Here is a 17,362-nt window from a genome sequence, read left to right on the forward strand (position 1 = left end):
ACCGTGACCGTGGCCTATGCTTCCGTGTTCAAACCCGATCTATTCAACGGCCAGACGATCCTGGTCACCGGTGGCGGCAGCGGTATCGGCCGCTGCACCGCCCACGAACTGGCGGCCCTCGGCGCCCGCGTACTGCTGGTGGGGCGCAAGGCGGAAAAACTGCAACAGGTCGCCGCCGAGATCGTCGAAGATGGCGGCAGCGCGGCCTGGCAAAACTGTGATATCCGTGACGAGGACGCCGTGAAGCGGTTGGTCGCCGAACTGATTTCCGAACATGGCCCGATCCATGGGCTGGTCAACAATGCCGGCGGCCAATACCCGGCCCCCCTGGCCTCGATCAACCAGAAAGGCTTCGAGACCGTGCTGCGCACCAACCTGGTCGGCGGCTTCCTGGTGGCCCGGGAGGTCTTCAACCAGTCCATGAGCCGCCAGGGTGGCAGCATTGTGAACATGCTCGCCGACATGTGGGGCGGCATGCCCGGCATGGGCCACTCCGGTGCCGCCCGCGCCGGCATGGACAATTTCACCAAGACCGCCGCCTTCGAGTGGGGCCACGCCGGGGTGCGGGTCAATGCCGTCGCGCCGGGCTGGATCGCCTCCAGCGGCATGGACACCTACGAGGGAGCGTTCAGGCAGATCATCCCGACCCTGCGCGAGCATGTGCCACTCAAGCGCATCGGCACCGAATCGGAAGTCAGCGCGGCGATCGTCTTCCTGCTCAGCCCGGCGGCCGCCTTCATCAGCGGCACCACCCTGCGCATCGACGGCGCCGCCAGCCTCGGCAGCCGTGCCTGGCCCTTGTCACCGGCGCGCAACAGCGAGTCGTACAACGGTTTCCATCGGGCCTACCTGCCGGATGTGCTCAAGGACAAGGAGTGAACCATGCCGGTGATCGAATCCCAGCTCGACCGTCACAGCGCCGATTTCGCCCGCCACCGCGACGCCCTGCTTGCCAGCCTCGAACAGCTCCGCCAACTGGAGCGCAAGCTGCTGGACAAGGCCGAACAGGCCCGCGACAAGTTCGCCAGCCGCGGGCAGTTGCTGCCGCGTGAACGCCTGAACCTGCTGCTCGACCCCGGTGCGCCGTTCCTCGAACTGGCCAGCCTGGCCGGCTACAAACTGCATGACGACAAGGACGGCAGCCAGGCCGGTGGTGGCCTGATCGCCGGGATCGGCTACGTCTGCGGCGTACGCCTGCTGGTGGTGGCCAACAACAGTGCGATCAAGGGCGGGACCATTTCCCCCAGCGGCCTGAAGAAGACCCTGCGCCTGCAACAGATCGCCATGGAAAACCGGCTGCCGGTGATCACCCTGGCCGAAAGCGGCGGTGCCAACCTGAACTATGCGGCGGAGATTTTCGTCGAGGGTGCGCGCTGCTTCGCCAACCAGGCCCGGATGTCGGCCATGGGCCTGCCGCAGATCACCGTGGTCCACGGCTCGGCGACCGCTGGCGGCGCCTACCAGCCGGGGCTGTCGGACTACGTGGTGGTGGTGCGCGGCAAGGCCAGGCTGTTCCTCGCCGGGCCGCCACTGCTCAAGGCCGCCACCGGCGAAATCGCCACCGACGAGCAGCTGGGTGGCGCCCAGATGCATGCCCAGTTGGCCGGCACGGCCGAATACCTGGCCGAGGACGATGCCGACGGCATTCGTCTGGCCCGCGAGATCGTCGCCGCGCTGCCGTGGAATGCGCGGCTGCCGCAGGCGCCCGCACCGGCTTTCGCCGAACCGCTCTACCCGATCGACGACCTGCTGGGGCTGATTCCCGATGACCCGAAAAAGCCCTATGACGTGCGCGAGATTCTCGCCCGCCTGGCCGATGGCTCGCGGTTCCTGGAATTCAAGGGCGAGTTCGATGCGCAGACCGTCTGCGGCCACCTGCAGATCCACGGCCGCCCCTGTGGGGTGATCGGCAACAACGGCCCGATCACCCCACAGGGCGCGGCCAAGGCGGCGCAGTTCATCCAGCTATGCGACCAGAGCCACACGCCCTTGCTGTTCCTGCACAACACCACCGGTTTCATGGTCGGCACCGAATCCGAGCAGCAGGGCGTGATCAAGCATGGCGCGAAGATGATCCAGGCGGTGGCCAATGCCCGGGTGCCCAAGCTCACCCTCGTCGTCGGCGGCTCCTATGGCGCCGGCAACTATGCCATGTGCGGCCGCGGCCTCGACCCGCGCTTCATCTTCGCCTGGCCCAACAGCCGCACCGCGGTGATGGGCGCAGCCCAGGCCGGCAAGGTGCTGCGAATCGTCACCGAGGCCCGGCAGCTCAAGGAAGGCCAGGCCGTCGAGGGAAAGATGCTCGACATGCTCGAACAGATGACCGCCCAGAAACTCGACAGCCAGTCCACCGCCCTCTATGGCACCGCCAACCTGTGGGACGACGGCCTGATCGACCCACGCGACAGCCGCACACTGCTGGGCTATCTGCTGGATATCTGCCACGAGGCCGAGGTCAGGCCGTTGCAGGCCAACAGCTTTGGCGTGGCGCGCTTCTAACGCTCACAGGAGAACGACAACCATGATCTTTACCCAGGAACATGAAGCGTTGCGCCGTACCGTTCGCCAGTTCGTCGACCATGAGATCAACCCCCACGTCGAGGAATGGGAAAAGGCCGGGCGCTTTCCGATCCACGAGATCTTTCACAAGGCCGGCGGACTCGGCCTGCTGGGCATTTCCAAGCCGGAGAAGTTCGGCGGCATGGGCCTGGACTACAGCTATTCGATCGTCGCCGCCGAAGAGTTCGGCACCGTGCATTGCGGTGGCATTCCCATGTCCATCGGCGTACAGACCGACATGTGCACCCCGGCCCTGGCCCGCTTCGGCTCCGATGAACTGCGCGAGGAATTCCTGCGCCCGGCCATCAGCGGCGAGCAGGTCGGCTGCATCGGCGTCTCCGAGGTCGGCGCCGGCTCCGACGTCGCCGGGCTCAAGACCCAGGCGCGCAAGGACGGCGACGACTACGTGATCAACGGCAGCAAGATGTGGATCACCAACTCGCCGAGCGCCGACTTCATCTGCCTGCTGGCCAACACCTCGGACGACAAGCCGCATGTGAACAAGTCGCTGATCATGGTACCGATGAACAGCCCCGGTATCAGCCTCAGCCCGCATCTGGACAAGCTCGGCATGCGCAGCTCGGAAACCGCCCAGGTGTTCTTCGACGACGTGCGCGTGCCGCAACGCAACCGCATCGGCCAGGAAGGCGCCGGGTTCATGATGCAGATGCTGCAGTTCCAGGAGGAACGGCTGTTCGGCGCGGCGAACATGATCAAGGGCCTGGAGTACTGCGTCGACAGCACCATCGCCTATTGCAGGGAGCGCCGGACCTTCGGCAGCCCGCTGATCGACAACCAGGTGATCCATTTCCGTCTCGCCGAACTGTCCACCGAGATCGAGTGCCTGCGGGCGCTGGTCTACCAGGCCACCGAGCAGTACATCAAGGGGCGCGACGTCACCCGCCTGGCGTCGATGGCCAAGCTCAAGGCCGGGCGGCTGGGCCGGGAAGTCACCGACAGTTGCCTGCAGTACTGGGGCGGCATGGGTTTCATGTGGGACAACCCGGTGGCCCGCGCCTATCGCGACGTGCGCCTGGTGTCGATCGGTGGCGGTGCCGACGAGATCATGCTGGGCATCATCTGCAAGCTGATGGGCATCCTGCCGGGGAAAAAATCATGAGTACCCTGCCCGACTGCCAGACCCTGCGCCTGGAGGTTCGTGGCGGCGTGCTGCAGATCACCCTCGACCGCCCGGACAGTCGCAATGCAATGAGCCTGCGGATGGTCGCCGAGTTGCGCCGCGTGCTGGCTGCGGTGCGCGAGGACCGCGGCGTACGCGCCCTGGTGCTGCGCGGGGCCGGCGGCCATTTCTGTTCCGGTGGCGATATCCGGGACATGGCCGAGGCCCGGGCCCAGGGGGCGCAGGCCTACGCGGAACTGAACCGGGCCTTCGGGGCGTTGCTGGAAGAAACCCAGCGCCAGCCACAGGTGGTGATCGCGCTGCTGGAGGGCGCGGTACTGGGGGGTGGCCTTGGCCTGGCCTGTGTCAGCGATATCGCACTGGCCACCCATGACGCCCGCTTCGGCCTGCCGGAGACCAGCCTCGGCCTGCTGCCGGCGCAGATCGCGCCGTTCGTGGTGCGGCGCATCGGCCTGACCCAGGCCCGGCGCCTGGCACTGACCGCGGCGCGTTTCGACGGTAACGAGGCGGCGCGGTTGGGGCTGGTGCATGTTGTCGAGCGCGATGCCCAGGGGCTGGAGGAGCGCCTTGCTGAAGTGCTGGCCCAGGTGCTGCGCTGCGCGCCGGGGGCCAACGCGGCGACCAAGGCGCTGCTGCTGGATGAACAGCCGCTGGGGGCGTCGCTCGACCAGGCGGCGCACTGGTTCGCCGAGGCGGTGACCGGGGCGGAAGGCGTCGAGGGGACATTGGCCTTCGTGCAGAAGCGCGAGCCGCGGTGGGCCGGTTGACGCTTTCGCGGGCAAGCCCTGCTCCTACGAGGTCTGGGTGTACCCGAAAGTCATGGGCAACTCCACTCCTGTAGGAGCAGGGCTTGCCCGCGAAAAGGCCCGAATGTTCAACACCTAACCAAAGGACAGCCGCCATGCCCGCCTTCAACAAGATCCTGATCGCCAATCGCGGCGAAATCGCCTGCCGGATCATCCGCACCGCCCAGGCCCAGGGCTATCGCACCGTCGCCGTCTACAGCCAGGCCGACGCCGCTGCCCGCCACGTGCAACTGGCCGATGAAGCCCTGTGCATCGGCGCGCCGCAGGTGTCCGAGTCCTACCTCAACAGCCAGGCCCTGCTCGACGCCGCCCACCGCTGCGGTGCCGATGCGATCCACCCCGGTTACGGCTTTCTCTCGGAAAACGCCGATTTCGCCCGCGCCTGCCAGCAGGCCGGAATCGTCTTCATCGGTCCCGACGCCGCGGCCATCGAGCTGATGGGCAGCAAGCGCCAGTCGAAAATCGCCATGCTCGCCGCCGGCGTACCCTGTATCGACGGCTACCAGGGTGCCGCCCAGGATGAAGCGACGCTCACCCGCGAGGCGCAACGGATCGGCTACCCGCTGATGATCAAGGCCAGCGCCGGTGGGGGTGGCCGCGGCATGCGCCTGGTCCACGGGCCCGAACAACTGGCCGAACAACTGCGCACCGCCCGTTCCGAAGCGCTGCACGCCTTTGGCAGCGACGAGCTGATTCTCGAACAGGCACTGATCGAACCGCGCCATGTGGAGATCCAGCTGTTCGGCGACAGCCATGGCAACCTGTTGTACCTCGGCGAACGCGACTGCTCGATCCAGCGCCGTCACCAGAAGATCGTCGAAGAAGCGCCCTGCCCGGTCATGACCGCCGAACTGCGCCAGGCCATGGGCGAGGCGGCGTTGCAGGCCGGGCGGGCGGTGAACTACGTCGGCGCCGGGACCGTCGAGTTCCTGCTCGATACCTCCGGGCGCTTCTACTTCCTGGAGATGAACACCCGCCTGCAGGTGGAACATCCGGTCACCGAGCTGGTCACCGGGCTGGACCTGGTGGCCTGGCAGCTCGACGTCGCGGCAGGGCTGCCGCTGCCCCTGCGCCAGGAACAGGTCACGCTCCAGGGCCATGCCATCGAGGTTCGCCTGTACGCCGAAGACCCGACCCATGGCTTCCTGCCGCAGACCGGCCAGGTGCTGGGCTGGGAGCCGCCCCGCTCGGAAGGCGTGCGGGTCGATCATGGCCTGCTCGAGGGCCAGGCGGTCAGCCCGTTCTACGACCCGTTGCTGGCCAAGCTGATCGCCCATGGCGCAACCCGCGAGGAAGCCCGGCGCCGGCTGCTGCGTGCGGTCGAGGACTGCGTGCTGCTGGGTCTGGCGAGCAATCAGCGGCTGCTGGCGAGCCTGCTGCGCCATCCATCGTTCGCCGCCGGCGACTTCAGCACCGCGTTCATCGCCGGGCACTTGGATGCCGACCCGAGCCTGCAAGCCTATCAGCCGTCGAGCCGTGAACTGGCGCTGGCCACCGCGCTGTTCTACCAGGCCGGGGCTATGCCACATGGCGCCGGGCTCGGCGGCTGGCGCAACAATGCCGGTGTCCCACGACGCTATCGCCTGGCGCTGGGCGAGACCGCAATCGACCTGCAACTGCTCGCCCGGCACGACGCACCGCTGCTGGTCAGCCACGCCGGGCAGCAGGTCGAAGTCCGGCTGCTGGAATGCGACGGTCGCTGGGTCACGGCCGAACTCGACGGCGTGAGGCGACGCTACGCGTATCGGCTGGACGGCGAACAGCTCTGGCTGTTCACCCGCCCGGGCAACCTGCTGCTGCGCGACCTGAGCCTGGCGGTCACGCAAGGCCAGGCCGCGGCAAGCTCGGGCACCGTGAAGGCACCGATGGACGGGGCGATCGTCGACGTGCTGGTCAGCGAAGGCAGCACGGTCAGCAAGGGCCAATTGCTGATGGTGCTGGAGGCGATGAAGATGGAACATCCGCTGAAGGCCGCTATCGACGGCGTGGTGCGGCGGGTCCAGGCCAACCGGGGAGACCAGGTGAAAAGCCGGCAGGTTCTGCTGGTGGTAGAATGAGCGGCTAGGCGGATTGGCTGGCATTGGCTACGCTTGAGGCGGACTAGGATGCTGTCTTCGGAGCTCGAGATGCCCCACTGGCTGGTGATTGATCTGGAAGCCACGACGGATGATGGGGGCTGGCCACTGGCGGAGATGGAAATCATCGAAATCGGTGCCACCCTGGTCAACCGCGAGGGCCGGGAGCTGGACCACTTCCAGCGCTTTGTACGGCCGTTGCGCCGGCCGCTGCTGACCCCCTTCTGCCGCGAGCTGACGCATATCAGCCAGGCCAGTATCGACACCGCCGCGCCGCTGGCGGAGGTCTGGGAGGCCTTCGAGCGCTGGCTCGGCCAGCATCAGGCGCGACTGGAGGGTTGGGCCAGTTGGGGCGACTATGATCGGCGGCAGTTGGAACAGGACTGGCAGCAACTGCGGCTGACCAGCCTGTTGAGCCAGGTGCCCCATGCCAACCTCAAGCAGCGTTTCGCCAAGGCGCGCAAGTTGCAGAAACCACTGGGGCTCAACGGTGCCTTGCAACTGGCGGGGCTGCAGTTCAGCGGGCAACAGCATCGGGCGCTGGAGGATGCGCGTAATACTGCGCGGTTGCTGCCATTGATTCTGCCGGTTTGAGGAGAATGGCCGCCGTTGGCGGTTCGCCGGCAAGTCGGGTCGCCGCACCGCCTGCTCCTACAGGGTGGCGGCGTATATACATTTCACGCACGACACACCCTGTAGGAGCAGGCGGTTCGGCGCCCCGACAAGCCCTGCTCGCAGGGCTCAATCGGATCGGCAGCAGGTGACGGGAGCAGGCGGCTTGGGCATACTGGCCGGCCCCATTTTTCAGCTCATTTCGAGGAATCGCCCATGTTTAAAGTCAACGAGTACTTCGACGGCACCGTCAAGTCGATTGCCTTCGCACAAGCCGAAGGCGCGGCCACCATCGGCGTCATGGCTCCGGGCGAATACGAGTTCGGCACCGCCCAGCGCGAAATCATGCACGTGGTCTCCGGCGCCCTGACCGTCAAGCTGCCCGACAGCAACGAGTGGGAAACCTTCGCCAGCGGCAGCCAGTTCAATGTGCCGGCCAACAGCAAGTTCCAGCTGAAGGTCGCCGTGGAAACCGCCTACCTGTGCGAATACCGCTGAGTTCTGGCGGGTAATACCCAAACGGCGCCCAAGGGCGCCGTTTTTCATGGAGGTTTCAGCTACGGCGTGGTCACCACGCCCGGCTCAGTGCCCCGGGCATTGAACTGCAACGCCGCCAGCCGCGCATACAGCGGGTTGCTGGCAATCAGTTCGGCATGGGTACCGATCGCCACCAGCCGGCCCTGATCCATCACCGCGATACGATCGGCGTTCTGCACCGTGGCCAGGCGATGGGCGATCACCAGGGTGGTGCGGCCCTGCATCAGGCTCGGCAGCGCCTGCTGGATCAGGTGTTCGCTCTGGGCGTCGAGGGCACTGGTGGCCTCGTCCAGCAGCAGGATCGGCGCATCCACCAGCAACGCCCGGGCGATCGCCAGGCGCTGGCGCTGGCCGCCGGACAGGCCGAGCCCGGCATCACCCAGATGGGTCTGGTAGCCCTGGGGCATCTGCATGATGAAGTCGTGGGCATGGGCGATCCGCGCCGCCTCGCGGACCTGCCCGTCGCTGGCCGTCGGGTCGCCGTAGCGGATGTTCTCCTCGACGCTGCCGAAGAACAGCGCCGGGCTCTGCGACACCAGGGCGAAACAGCGGCGCAGGTCCAGCGGGTCGAGTTGGGTCAGCGGCTGGCCGTCGAGCAGCAGGCGGCCCTGTTGCGGGTCGTAGAAGCGCAGCAGCAGGTCGAACAGGGTCGACTTGCCTGCCCCCGACGGCCCGACCAGCGCCAGGGTTTCGCCAGCCCTGACGCTCAGATCGAGGCCGTCGATGGCATGGCTGTCCGGACGCGACGGGTAGCTGAAGCGCAGGTTTTCCAGCACCAGGTTGCCGGCGACCCGCTCGGCCAGGCGTACGCCGCCGTCGGCGGGGGCCGTGATGGCATTGCTCGACTGCAGCAGTTCGGCAATCCGCTCGGCGGCGCCCGCCGCCCGTTGCAGTTCGCCGATGACCTCGCTGAGGGTGCCGAAGGCACTGCCGACGATCAGGCTGTAGAACACGAAGGCCGCCAGTTCACCGCCGGAAATCTTCCCGGCGATCACGTCCATGCCGCCCACCCAGAGCATCACCCCCACCGCGCCGAGCACCAGCACGATCACCAGGGTGATCAGCCAGGCGCGCTGGACGATACGCCTGCGGGCGGTCTGGAAGGCCTGTTCGACGGTCGCGGCGAAGCGCTGTTCATCCTGCGCCTGGTGGTTGTAGGCCTGCACGGTCTTGATCTGGCCGAGGGTCTCGGCCACATAGCTGCCGACATCGGCGATGCGGTCCTGGCTCTGGCGTGACAGGCTGCGCACCCGCCGGCCGAAGATCAGGATCGGTGCCAGCACCAGCGGCAGGGCGATCACCACGATGCTCGTCAGCTTGGGGTTGGTGACGAACAGCAGCACCACGCCGCCGATCACCATCAGCGCATTGCGCAGGAACAGCGACAGGGAGGAGCCGATCACCGATTGCAGCAGGGTGGTGTCGGCGGTCAGCCGCGACTGGATCTCCGAACTGCGGTTGTTCTCGTAGAAGCCCGGATGCAGGTAGATCAGGTGGTTGAACACCTGGCGGCGGATATCGGCGACCACCCGCTCGCCGATCCACGACACCAGGTAGAACCGGGTGAAGGTGCCCACCGCCAGCCCCAGCACCAGCAGCAGGAACAGCCCGATGGACTGATTGAGCAGGTGCGGCGACTGGGTCATGAAGCCCTTGTCCACCAGCAGGCGGATGCCCTGGCCCATGGACAGGGTGATGCCGGCGGTGACGATCAGCGCCAGCAGCGCCGCCACCGTCTGCCAGCGATAGGGGGCGACGAACTGGCTGGCCAGGCGCATGGCCCGGCGTTGACGAGCAGAAAGCATGATGGGAATCCGTTGTGCGATGCACAGAGCCTACACCCAAGTTCGAGTGAACTTTCGTGAAACGCAATCAGTCAGGTTAATTATGACCGGGAATACTAGGGCCTAGAGACGATCGGTCTAACGTGCGGCTGGCGGGAACCTGTGGTTTCTGTTGCACTGAAATCACGCGGCCCGCTGTTGTCGACGGTGTCACAGCCTGGTCATGCCGCGGATATAAACTCGATAGGCACCTGATGAGGAGACAGGCCATGGACTTGCAACACAGCACTAACCAGATCCCGGTGATTCGTCATCCCAAGCCCGAGGCACTGGGCTGTGCGATTATCGACGCTGCCGGACGTGAAGTCCCGATCACCGAGGAAATGATCCAGAACGCCTGCCGCGAACTGGAACAGCGATTGGTCAAGCCTGCGCAGCAAGACTGATAGCCCGAACTCTTTTTATCGACCCGGCTCTGATGCCGGGTTTTTTCTGCCTGCCTGGCGGTGAGATGCACCGCGCTCCGGGGTCGTGGGCAAGATCAGACGAGCACGGCGCCCAGCGCCAGCACCATGCGCCGCAGTTCCTCGGATTCGCCGTTGATCCTGACCGCCAGCCCCTCGATCTCGCGACGCTGCGGGTAATGCTTGCGCAACAGGTCGAACGCCGCCCGCTGTTCGGCGACGCTGCCGACCAGGCTGCGGCGGAAATCCGCGTCGTCGCGGCGCGGGTCGTACACCGCCCGACAGATCATCGCCATGGCCCAGGCCGGGTCGCTGTCGGCGTTGAGGGTGACTTGCGCCAGGCCCGGTGCGGGCAGCAGGTCCTCCAGGCGAACCACCGGCGGCTGGCCGCTGAAGGCGCAGTAGGCCTGGTAGATCTGCGCCGTGCCACGCTGCTTGCCATCCAGGCTGTAGCCGCCGATATGCGGCGAACCGAGCACGCAGAGCGCGGCCAGCTCGACATCCACCTGCGGCTCGGCCTCCCACACGTCGAGGACCGCCTGCAGGTCCTCGCGGTCCAGCAGCACCTCGCGCAGGGCCTCATTGTCCACCACCGGACCGCGGGCGGCGTTGATCAGCCAGGCCCCCTGGCGCAGTCGCTGCAGGCGTTCCCGGTCGAGCAGGTGCCAGGTCGCCAGATCACCGGTACGGGTCAGCGGAGTGTGCAGGCTGATCACGTCACAGTGTTCGAGGATCTGCTCCAGGTCGACATAATCGCCACCTTCGGCCGCCTGGCGTGGCGGGTCGCAGACCAGCACCTTCCAGCCCAGGCCACGCAGCACCTTGACCAGGCGCCCACCGACCTCGCCGGCGCCGATGACGCCATAGGTGCGGCTGGCCAAAGGAAGACCCTCGATTTCCGCCAGGGTCAGCAGGCTGCCCAACACGTAGTCGACCACCCCGCGGGCGTTGCAACCGGGCGCACTGGACCAGTGAATGCCGGCCTCGTCGAAGTACGCCAGGTCCAGGTGGTCGGTGCCGATGGTGCAGGTACCGACGAAGCGCACCCGGCTGCCTTCGAGCAGTTCGCGGCTGACCGGCGTCACCGAACGCACCAGCAGTACATCGGCCTCGGCCACCGCCGCGCGGTCGATGGCGCGCCCCGGATAACGGCGGATCTCGCCGAAACCGGCAAAGAACGCATCGATCAGGGGAATATTCTCGTCGGCAACAATCAGCATGGCGGGCTCCTTTGGCAGGCCGGCAGTTTGGCGCAGATCGCCCGCCGCCACCAGTCGGCGGGCGATCATCGGCAGAGAAAATCCCGGCTTACGGTCAGCGTCATTACAAATGCCCTACAGAGGAAATTTCCTGACCGTTGCGTCAAGGCGTAAACTCCGCAGCTTTCCCCGCAATACTTGGATACATCACTGGTGAGCACCGTTACCGATACCCCTGCCCTCGGCCGCCCGGCACGAGCCCTGCTGGAAATGCGCAATCTGCTGGGACTGGCCCTGCCGATCATCATTGCCCAACTGGCCCACACCGCCATGGGCTTCGTCGATGCGGTGATGGCCGGCCGCGTCGGCCCGCGGGACCTGGCCGCGGTGGCGCTGGGCAACTCGATCTGGGTACCGGTGTTCCTGCTGATGACCGGCATCCTGCTCGCCACCACGCCCAAGGTCGCCCAGCGCCATGGCGCCGGGACGCCGGAGCAGATCGGCCCGATCGTGCGCCAGGCGCTGTGGCTGGCCGTGGTGGTCGGCCTCGGCGCCGGGGCGGTCCTGTACAACGCCGAGCCGATCCTGCACCTGATGAAGGTCGACCCGGAACTGATCGGGCCGTGCATGGACTACCTGCGCGGCATCGGCACCGGCCTGCCGACGGTGGCGCTCTACCATGTGCTGCGCTGCTGCAGCGACGGCATGGGTCGCACCCGGCCGAGCATGGTCCTGGGCCTGTGCGGGCTGGCGCTGAACATTCCGCTGAACTACGTGTTCATCTACGGCCATCTCGGCGTACCGGCCCTGGGCGGACCCGGCTGCGGCTGGGCCACGGCGATCGTGATGTGGGTGATGCTGCTGGGCATGGCCGGCTGGGTGCGCTGGGCCAAGGTCTATCAACCGAGCCAGGTGTTCAGCCGTTTCGACTGGCCGGATTGGACGGTGATCAAGCGCCTGCTGGGCATCGGCCTGCCGATCGGTATCGCGGTGTTCGCCGAATCGAGCATCTTCGCGGTGATCGCCCTGCTGATCGGCAGCCTCGGTGCCCATGTAGTGGCCGGACACCAGATCGCCCTGAACATCAGTTCGCTGGTGTTCATGGTCCCCTACTCCCTGGGCATGGCGATCACCGTTCGCGTCGGCCAGGCCCTGGGCCGCGAGCAACCGCGCGCGGCACGCTTCACCGCCGGGGTCGGGGTGGCGACGGCATTGGCCTATGGCTGCGTGTCCGCGAGCCTGATGCTGCTATTTCGCGAGCATATCGCGACCATCTATACCAGCGATCCGGTGGTGATCCAGGTGGCGACCATGCTGATCGTGTATTCGGCGCTGTTCCAGTTCTCCGACGTGATCCAGGTCACGGCGGCCGGGGCGTTGCGCGGCTACCAGGACACCCGGGTGACGATGATCCTGACCCTGTTCGCCTACTGGGGCATCGGCCTGCCGGTGGGTTATGCGCTGGGGCTGACCGACTGGTTCGGCGCACCGAGCGGTCCGAGCGGATTATGGGAGGGGCTGATCGTCGGACTGTCGTGTGCGGCGGTGATGCTGTCGATCCGCCTGGCGCGCAGTTCGCGCAAGCGGATCAGGATGAGCCGGGCGTAGATGCCGGGGCCGCGACAGGGCCTGTGACGGGGAGCCAACGGTCTGGCGCGATCCTTGTAGGAGCCTGGCTTGCCAGCGAACACGGCCTCAAGGGCGCTGGAGGCTTCGCTGGCAAGCCAGGCTCCTACAAGGGTCTGCGCAGGTTTCACGCCTGCACAGCGGCCAGGGGTCATTCGGCCTTCTTGCGAATCCAGTACAGGTAGGTGCCCGCCTCTTCCCGCTGTTCCACCAGCTCATGGTCGAGAAACACACAGAACTTGGGGATGTCGCGGCGGGTCGACGGGTCGGTGGCGATCACCTTGAGCAGGCCGCCCGGCTGCAGGTCGCGGATATGCTGGTGCAGCATCATCACCGGCTCGGGGCAGTTGAGCCCGGTGGCGTCGAGGGTGCCGTCAACGTTGGGGTCGTAAGGCTGGGTCATTCTTAACTCCTGAAACCGATGCGGCATTATCGCGGCTTTTTCACGTCCAGTCGACGCAGATGGCAGGTCACTTCCTCGCGGTCGTGATAGAGCTGCTTGCAACCGACCGCCACCTTGATCCCGCGAGCCCTGAAGCCTTCGTCGATGCGGTCCAGCAGGCGACGGACCTCGGCATAACGCTGCTTCATCGGCAGCTTGAGGTTGACCACCGCTTCCCGGCAGTGCCCCTCGCCGACCCAGCTTTCCAGCATGGCCGCGGTACGCGCCGGTTTCTCGACGATGTCGCAGACCATCCAGTCCACCGGCTGCTTCGGCTTGTAGGTGAAACCGTCGGCCATCAGGTGCTGGACCAGGCCGGTGTCCATCAGGCTTTCGGCCATCGGGCCGTTGTCGATGGCGGTCACCAGCATGCCGCGGTTGACCAGTTGCCAGGTCCAGCCGCCAGGCGCCGCACCGAGGTCGACGCCGGTCATGTCGCCGTTGAGGCGCTCTTCCCACTGGTCACGGGGAATGAAGTGGTGCCAGGCCTCCTCCAGCTTGAGGGTCGAGCGGCTTGGCGCATTCTTGGGGAACTTCAGGCGCGGAATGCCCATGGGCCACATCGCCGAATTGCCGGCGTCGGCCATGCCGAGGAAGACTTCCCGGCCACTCTTGAAGGTCAGCAGCAGGCGCGGCTTGCCGGCGTCCTCCAGCAACCGGCCGGCCTTGAGCAGGGCCTTGCGCAGCGGTGCCTCGAACTTCTTGCAGAAATTCGACAACTCCTTGCCGTCGTTGGTATCGAGCACTTCCAGCCAAAGGCTGCCACACACCGGATAGTCCGCCAGGTTTTCCAGAATCACGCTGATCCGGTCGGTTTCCGGCAGATCGAGGAAACGGCCACGGGCCCACTGGCGCGGGAAGATCAGTTCGGCAAAGCGCAGGCCGGCCATCAGCCGGGCCGCGCCGGCGGCGTCGGCGCAGACGAATTCGGCGCAGGCGCTGTTCGGCTTGGCCTTGGCATAACCGGCCACATCGAGGCGCGCGGCCTGTTCGGCGATTTCGGAACAGACTTCGCCTTCGAAGCCGGGCCGGCAGTGCATGAAGAGGGTGTTCACAAAAAATTCCTGAGCTGGACAACTGTAACGAGGAGGCCTGGCGATCGGCAGGCCCGGATGCCGCACGACGGCGCCTGCAAACCCGCGCATGATAGCCGAGTTCGGAACCTTGGACTCCCCCCGACAGTCCAGTGATTAGCCAGATCACTCGAACAGGGCTAGATTCAAGGCTCTGCTTGTACCACCCGGCCCGTGCCGTGCGGGCCTCAAGGAGTCATTCATGTCATCTCTCGATAGCCTGAAAACCCTTAGAACCCTGCAGGTGGGCACCAAGACCTACCACTATTTCAGCCTGCCGGAGGCCGCCCGCGCACTGGGCGACCTGGACAGGCTGCCGATGTCGCTCAAGGTCCTGCTGGAAAACCTGCTGCGCTGGGAGGACGGCAAGACCGTCACCGACACAGACATCAAGGCCCTCGCCGCCTGGCTGCAGACGCGCGGTTCCGATCGGGAAATCCAGTACCGCCCGGCCCGGGTGCTGATGCAGGACTTCACCGGCGTGCCAGCAGTGGTCGACCTGGCCGCCATGCGCGCCGCCGTGGCCAAGGCCGGCGGCGATCCGCAGCGGATCAACCCGCTGTCGCCGGTCGACCTGGTGATCGACCACTCGGTGATGGTCGACCGGTTCGCCAGCCCCGCGGCCTTCGGCGAGAACGTCGATATCGAGATGCAGCGCAACGGCGAGCGTTACGCCTTCCTGCGCTGGGGCCAGAACGCCTTCGACAATTTCAGCGTGGTGCCGCCGGGCACCGGGATCTGCCACCAGGTGAACCTCGAATACCTCGGCCGCACGGTCTGGACCCGTGACGAGGACGGCCGCACCTATGCCTTCCCCGACACCCTGGTCGGCACCGACTCCCACACCACCATGATCAACGGCCTCGGTGTACTCGGCTGGGGCGTGGGTGGCATCGAGGCGGAGGCGGCGATGCTCGGCCAGCCGGTGTCGATGCTGATTCCCGAGGTGATCGGCTTCAAGCTGACCGGCAAGCTCAAGGAAGGTATCACCGCCACCGACCTGGTATTGACCGTCACCCAGATGCTGCGCAAGAAGGGCGTGGTCGGCAAGTTCGTCGAATTCTACGGCGACGGCCTGGCCGAACTGCCTCTGGCGGACCGGGCGACCATCGCCAACATGGCCCCGGAATACGGGGCCACCTGCGGTTTCTTCCCGGTCGACGAGGTCACCCTGGAGTACCTGCGCCTGTCCGGCCGCCCCGCCGCCACCGTCGATCTGGTGGAGGCCTACAGCAAGGCCCAGGGGCTGTGGCGCCTGCCGGGTCAGGAACCGCAGTTCAGCGACAGCCTGGAACTGGACATGGGCAGCGTCGAAGCCAGCCTGGCCGGGCCCAAGCGCCCGCAGGACCGGGTACCGCTGCCCAAGGTGGCACAGGCCTTCAGCGACTTCATCGGCCTGCAGCTCAAGCCGGCCAGCAAGGAGGAGGGCCGCCTGGAAAGCGAGGGCGGCGGTGGCGTGGCGGTCGGCAATGCCGACCTGGTCGGCGGCGTGGACTACAGCTACGAAGGCCGGACCCATCGCCTCAAGGACGGTGCCGTGGTGATCGCCGCCATCACCTCCTGCACCAACACCTCCAACCCCAGCGTGATGATGGCCGCCGGGTTGCTGGCGAAAAAAGCCGTGGAAAAGGGCCTCAAGCGCCAACCCTGGGTCAAGAGTTCCCTGGCGCCCGGCTCCAAGGTGGTGACCGACTACTACCAGGCCGCCGGCCTGAGCCGCTACCTCGATGAGCTGGGCTTCGCGCTGGTCGGCTACGGCTGCACCACCTGCATCGGCAACTCCGGGCCGCTGCCGGACCCGATCGAGAAGGCCATCCAGCAATCGGACCTGACCGTCGCCTCGGTGCTCTCGGGCAACCGCAACTTCGAGGGCCGGGTGCATCCGCTGGTCAAGACCAACTGGCTGGCCTCGCCACCGCTGGTGGTGGCCTACGCCCTGGCCGGCAGCGTGCGCATCGATCTCAGCCGTGAGCCGCTGGGCACCGGCAGCGATGGCCAGCCGGTGTACCTGCGCGATATCTGGCCGAGCCAGAAGGAAATCGCCGATGCCGTGGCCCGGGTCGACACCGACATGTTTCACAAGGAATACGCCGAAGTGTTCGCCGGTGACGCCCAGTGGCAGGCCATCGAGGTGCCGCAGGCCGCCACCTATGCCTGGCAGGCCGATTCGACCTATATCCAGCACCCGCCGTTCTTCGACGGCATCGACGGCCCGCTGCCGCTGATCGAGGACATCCGGGACGCCCGGGTGCTGGCATTGCTGGGGGATTCGGTGACCACCGACCACATCTCCCCCGCCGGCAACATCAAGGTCGACAGCCCGGCCGGACGCTACCTGCGCGATCAGGGCGTGGAGCCACGGGACTTCAACTCCTACGGCTCACGGCGCGGCAACCATGAGGTGATGATGCGTGGCACCTTCGCCAACATCCGTATTCGCAACGAGATGCTGGGCGGCGAGGAAGGCGGCAATACCTTGCATATCCCTTCGGGGGAAAGGCTGGCGATCTACGATGCCGCCATGCGCTACCAGGCCGAGGGTACGCCGCTGGTGGTGATCGCCGGCCAGGAATACGGCACCGGCTCCAGCCGCGACTGGGCGGCCAAGGGTACCAACCTGCTGGGGGTCAAGGCAGTGATCGCCGAGAGCTTCGAACGCATCCACCGTTCCAACCTGGTGGGCATGGGTGTGCTGCCGCTGCAGTTTCCGGCCGGGCAAAACCGCAAGACCTTGCAACTGACCGGCAAGGAAACCCTGAGTATCGAAGGCCTGGGCGGCGCCCCGTTGCAACCGCGCATGAACCTCAGGCTGGTCATCAAGGGTGAAGATGGCCGGTCGCGCGAGATCGAAGTGCTGTGCCGCATCGACACGCTCAATGAAGTCGAATACTTCAAGTCGGGAGGCATCCTGCATTACGTTCTGCGGCAGTTGATCGCCGCCTGAGGACTGCGAAGGCAACATTTGGAAAAACACTGGCCTGGCCAGTGCTTTTTCATTGGTCAGGAGGGGCGGGGCACGGGTTATCATGACCCGCCCTGCCCGC

The 17,362-nt window shown here is 66.2% G+C and carries 14 protein-coding genes; 10 read left to right on the forward strand and 4 right to left on the reverse strand.

Annotated features, from left to right (window positions below; all coding sequences use genetic code 11):
* Nucleotides 1–9 precede the first annotated feature (9 nt).
* From PF66_RS12600 to PF66_RS12630, 7 genes are all read left to right on the forward strand, one after another.
* Entirely contained in the window at nucleotides 10–879 is an 870-nt protein-coding gene (locus PF66_RS12600; protein WP_054063116.1) for an SDR family oxidoreductase, read from the forward strand.
* Between the two features lie 3 nt (nucleotides 880–882).
* Nucleotides 883–2,499, forward strand: coding sequence for a geranyl-CoA carboxylase subunit beta (atuC, locus tag PF66_RS12605; protein WP_054062875.1), 1,617 nt, complete (start codon nucleotides 883–885; stop codon nucleotides 2,497–2,499).
* 22 nt (nucleotides 2,500–2,521) lie between these two features.
* A complete protein-coding gene (atuD, locus tag PF66_RS12610; RefSeq protein ID WP_054061497.1) occupies nucleotides 2,522–3,679 on the forward strand; it encodes a citronellyl-CoA dehydrogenase in 1,158 nt (385 codons plus the stop codon).
* A complete protein-coding gene (locus tag PF66_RS12615) occupies nucleotides 3,676–4,467 on the forward strand; it encodes an enoyl-CoA hydratase/isomerase family protein (RefSeq protein WP_054062876.1) in 792 nt (263 codons plus the stop codon). The genes atuD and PF66_RS12615 overlap by 4 nt, the downstream gene beginning before the upstream one ends.
* Nucleotides 4,468–4,601: 134 nt before the next feature.
* The gene (locus PF66_RS12620) at nucleotides 4,602–6,563 is read left to right on the forward strand and encodes an acetyl/propionyl/methylcrotonyl-CoA carboxylase subunit alpha (RefSeq protein WP_054062877.1); all 1,962 of its coding nucleotides are present in this window, start codon (nucleotides 4,602–4,604) and stop codon (nucleotides 6,561–6,563) included.
* A gap of 69 nt (nucleotides 6,564–6,632) precedes the next feature.
* Nucleotides 6,633–7,175, forward strand: coding sequence for an exonuclease domain-containing protein (locus PF66_RS12625; RefSeq protein WP_054058296.1), 543 nt, complete (start codon nucleotides 6,633–6,635; stop codon nucleotides 7,173–7,175).
* 234 nt (nucleotides 7,176–7,409) lie between these two features.
* The gene (locus PF66_RS12630; protein WP_054058295.1) at nucleotides 7,410–7,691 is read left to right on the forward strand and encodes a pyrimidine/purine nucleoside phosphorylase; all 282 of its coding nucleotides are present in this window, start codon (nucleotides 7,410–7,412) and stop codon (nucleotides 7,689–7,691) included.
* Nucleotides 7,692–7,750: 59 nt separating this feature from the next.
* On the opposite strand, the gene PF66_RS12635 is transcribed toward PF66_RS12630, so the two are convergent.
* On the reverse strand, nucleotides 7,751–9,544 hold the full coding sequence (locus PF66_RS12635) for an ABC transporter transmembrane domain-containing protein (protein ID WP_162491342.1): 1,794 nt from the start codon (nucleotides 9,542–9,544) through the stop codon (nucleotides 7,751–7,753).
* A gap of 239 nt (nucleotides 9,545–9,783) precedes the next feature.
* Here PF66_RS12635 and PF66_RS33180 point away from each other — a divergent pair, with 239 nt between their 5' ends.
* The gene (locus tag PF66_RS33180; RefSeq protein WP_054060385.1) at nucleotides 9,784–9,960 is read left to right on the forward strand and encodes a PA1571 family protein; all 177 of its coding nucleotides are present in this window, start codon (nucleotides 9,784–9,786) and stop codon (nucleotides 9,958–9,960) included.
* Between the two features lie 95 nt (nucleotides 9,961–10,055).
* Here PF66_RS33180 and pdxB read toward each other — a convergent pair whose 3' ends face one another.
* Entirely contained in the window at nucleotides 10,056–11,198 is a 1,143-nt protein-coding gene (pdxB, locus tag PF66_RS12645; RefSeq protein WP_054063117.1) for a 4-phosphoerythronate dehydrogenase PdxB, read from the reverse strand.
* A gap of 192 nt (nucleotides 11,199–11,390) precedes the next feature.
* Between pdxB and PF66_RS12650 the strand changes: the two genes are divergently transcribed.
* Nucleotides 11,391–12,785 carry an MATE family efflux transporter gene (locus PF66_RS12650; RefSeq protein WP_054062879.1) on the forward strand — a complete coding sequence of 465 codons (1,395 nt, stop codon included), beginning with the start codon at nucleotides 11,391–11,393 and terminating at the stop codon, nucleotides 12,783–12,785.
* Between the two features lie 169 nt (nucleotides 12,786–12,954).
* On the opposite strand, the gene tusA is transcribed toward PF66_RS12650, so the two are convergent.
* A complete protein-coding gene (tusA, locus tag PF66_RS12655; protein WP_017905604.1) occupies nucleotides 12,955–13,206 on the reverse strand; it encodes a sulfurtransferase TusA in 252 nt (83 codons plus the stop codon).
* 26 nt (nucleotides 13,207–13,232) lie between these two features.
* On the reverse strand, nucleotides 13,233–14,300 hold the full coding sequence (gene rlmM / locus PF66_RS12660) for a 23S rRNA (cytidine(2498)-2'-O)-methyltransferase RlmM (RefSeq protein ID WP_054062880.1): 1,068 nt from the start codon (nucleotides 14,298–14,300) through the stop codon (nucleotides 13,233–13,235).
* Between the two features lie 220 nt (nucleotides 14,301–14,520).
* Between rlmM and acnA the strand changes: the two genes are divergently transcribed.
* Nucleotides 14,521–17,262: an aconitate hydratase AcnA gene (gene acnA, locus PF66_RS12665; protein ID WP_054062881.1), complete on the forward strand. Its 2,742-nt coding sequence runs from the start codon at nucleotides 14,521–14,523 to the stop codon at nucleotides 17,260–17,262.
* Nucleotides 17,263–17,362: the final 100 nt, after the last annotated feature.

It is taken from the genome of Pseudomonas asplenii (assembly GCF_001293465.1).
GTDB lineage: Bacteria > Pseudomonadota > Gammaproteobacteria > Pseudomonadales > Pseudomonadaceae > Aquipseudomonas > Aquipseudomonas fuscovaginae_B.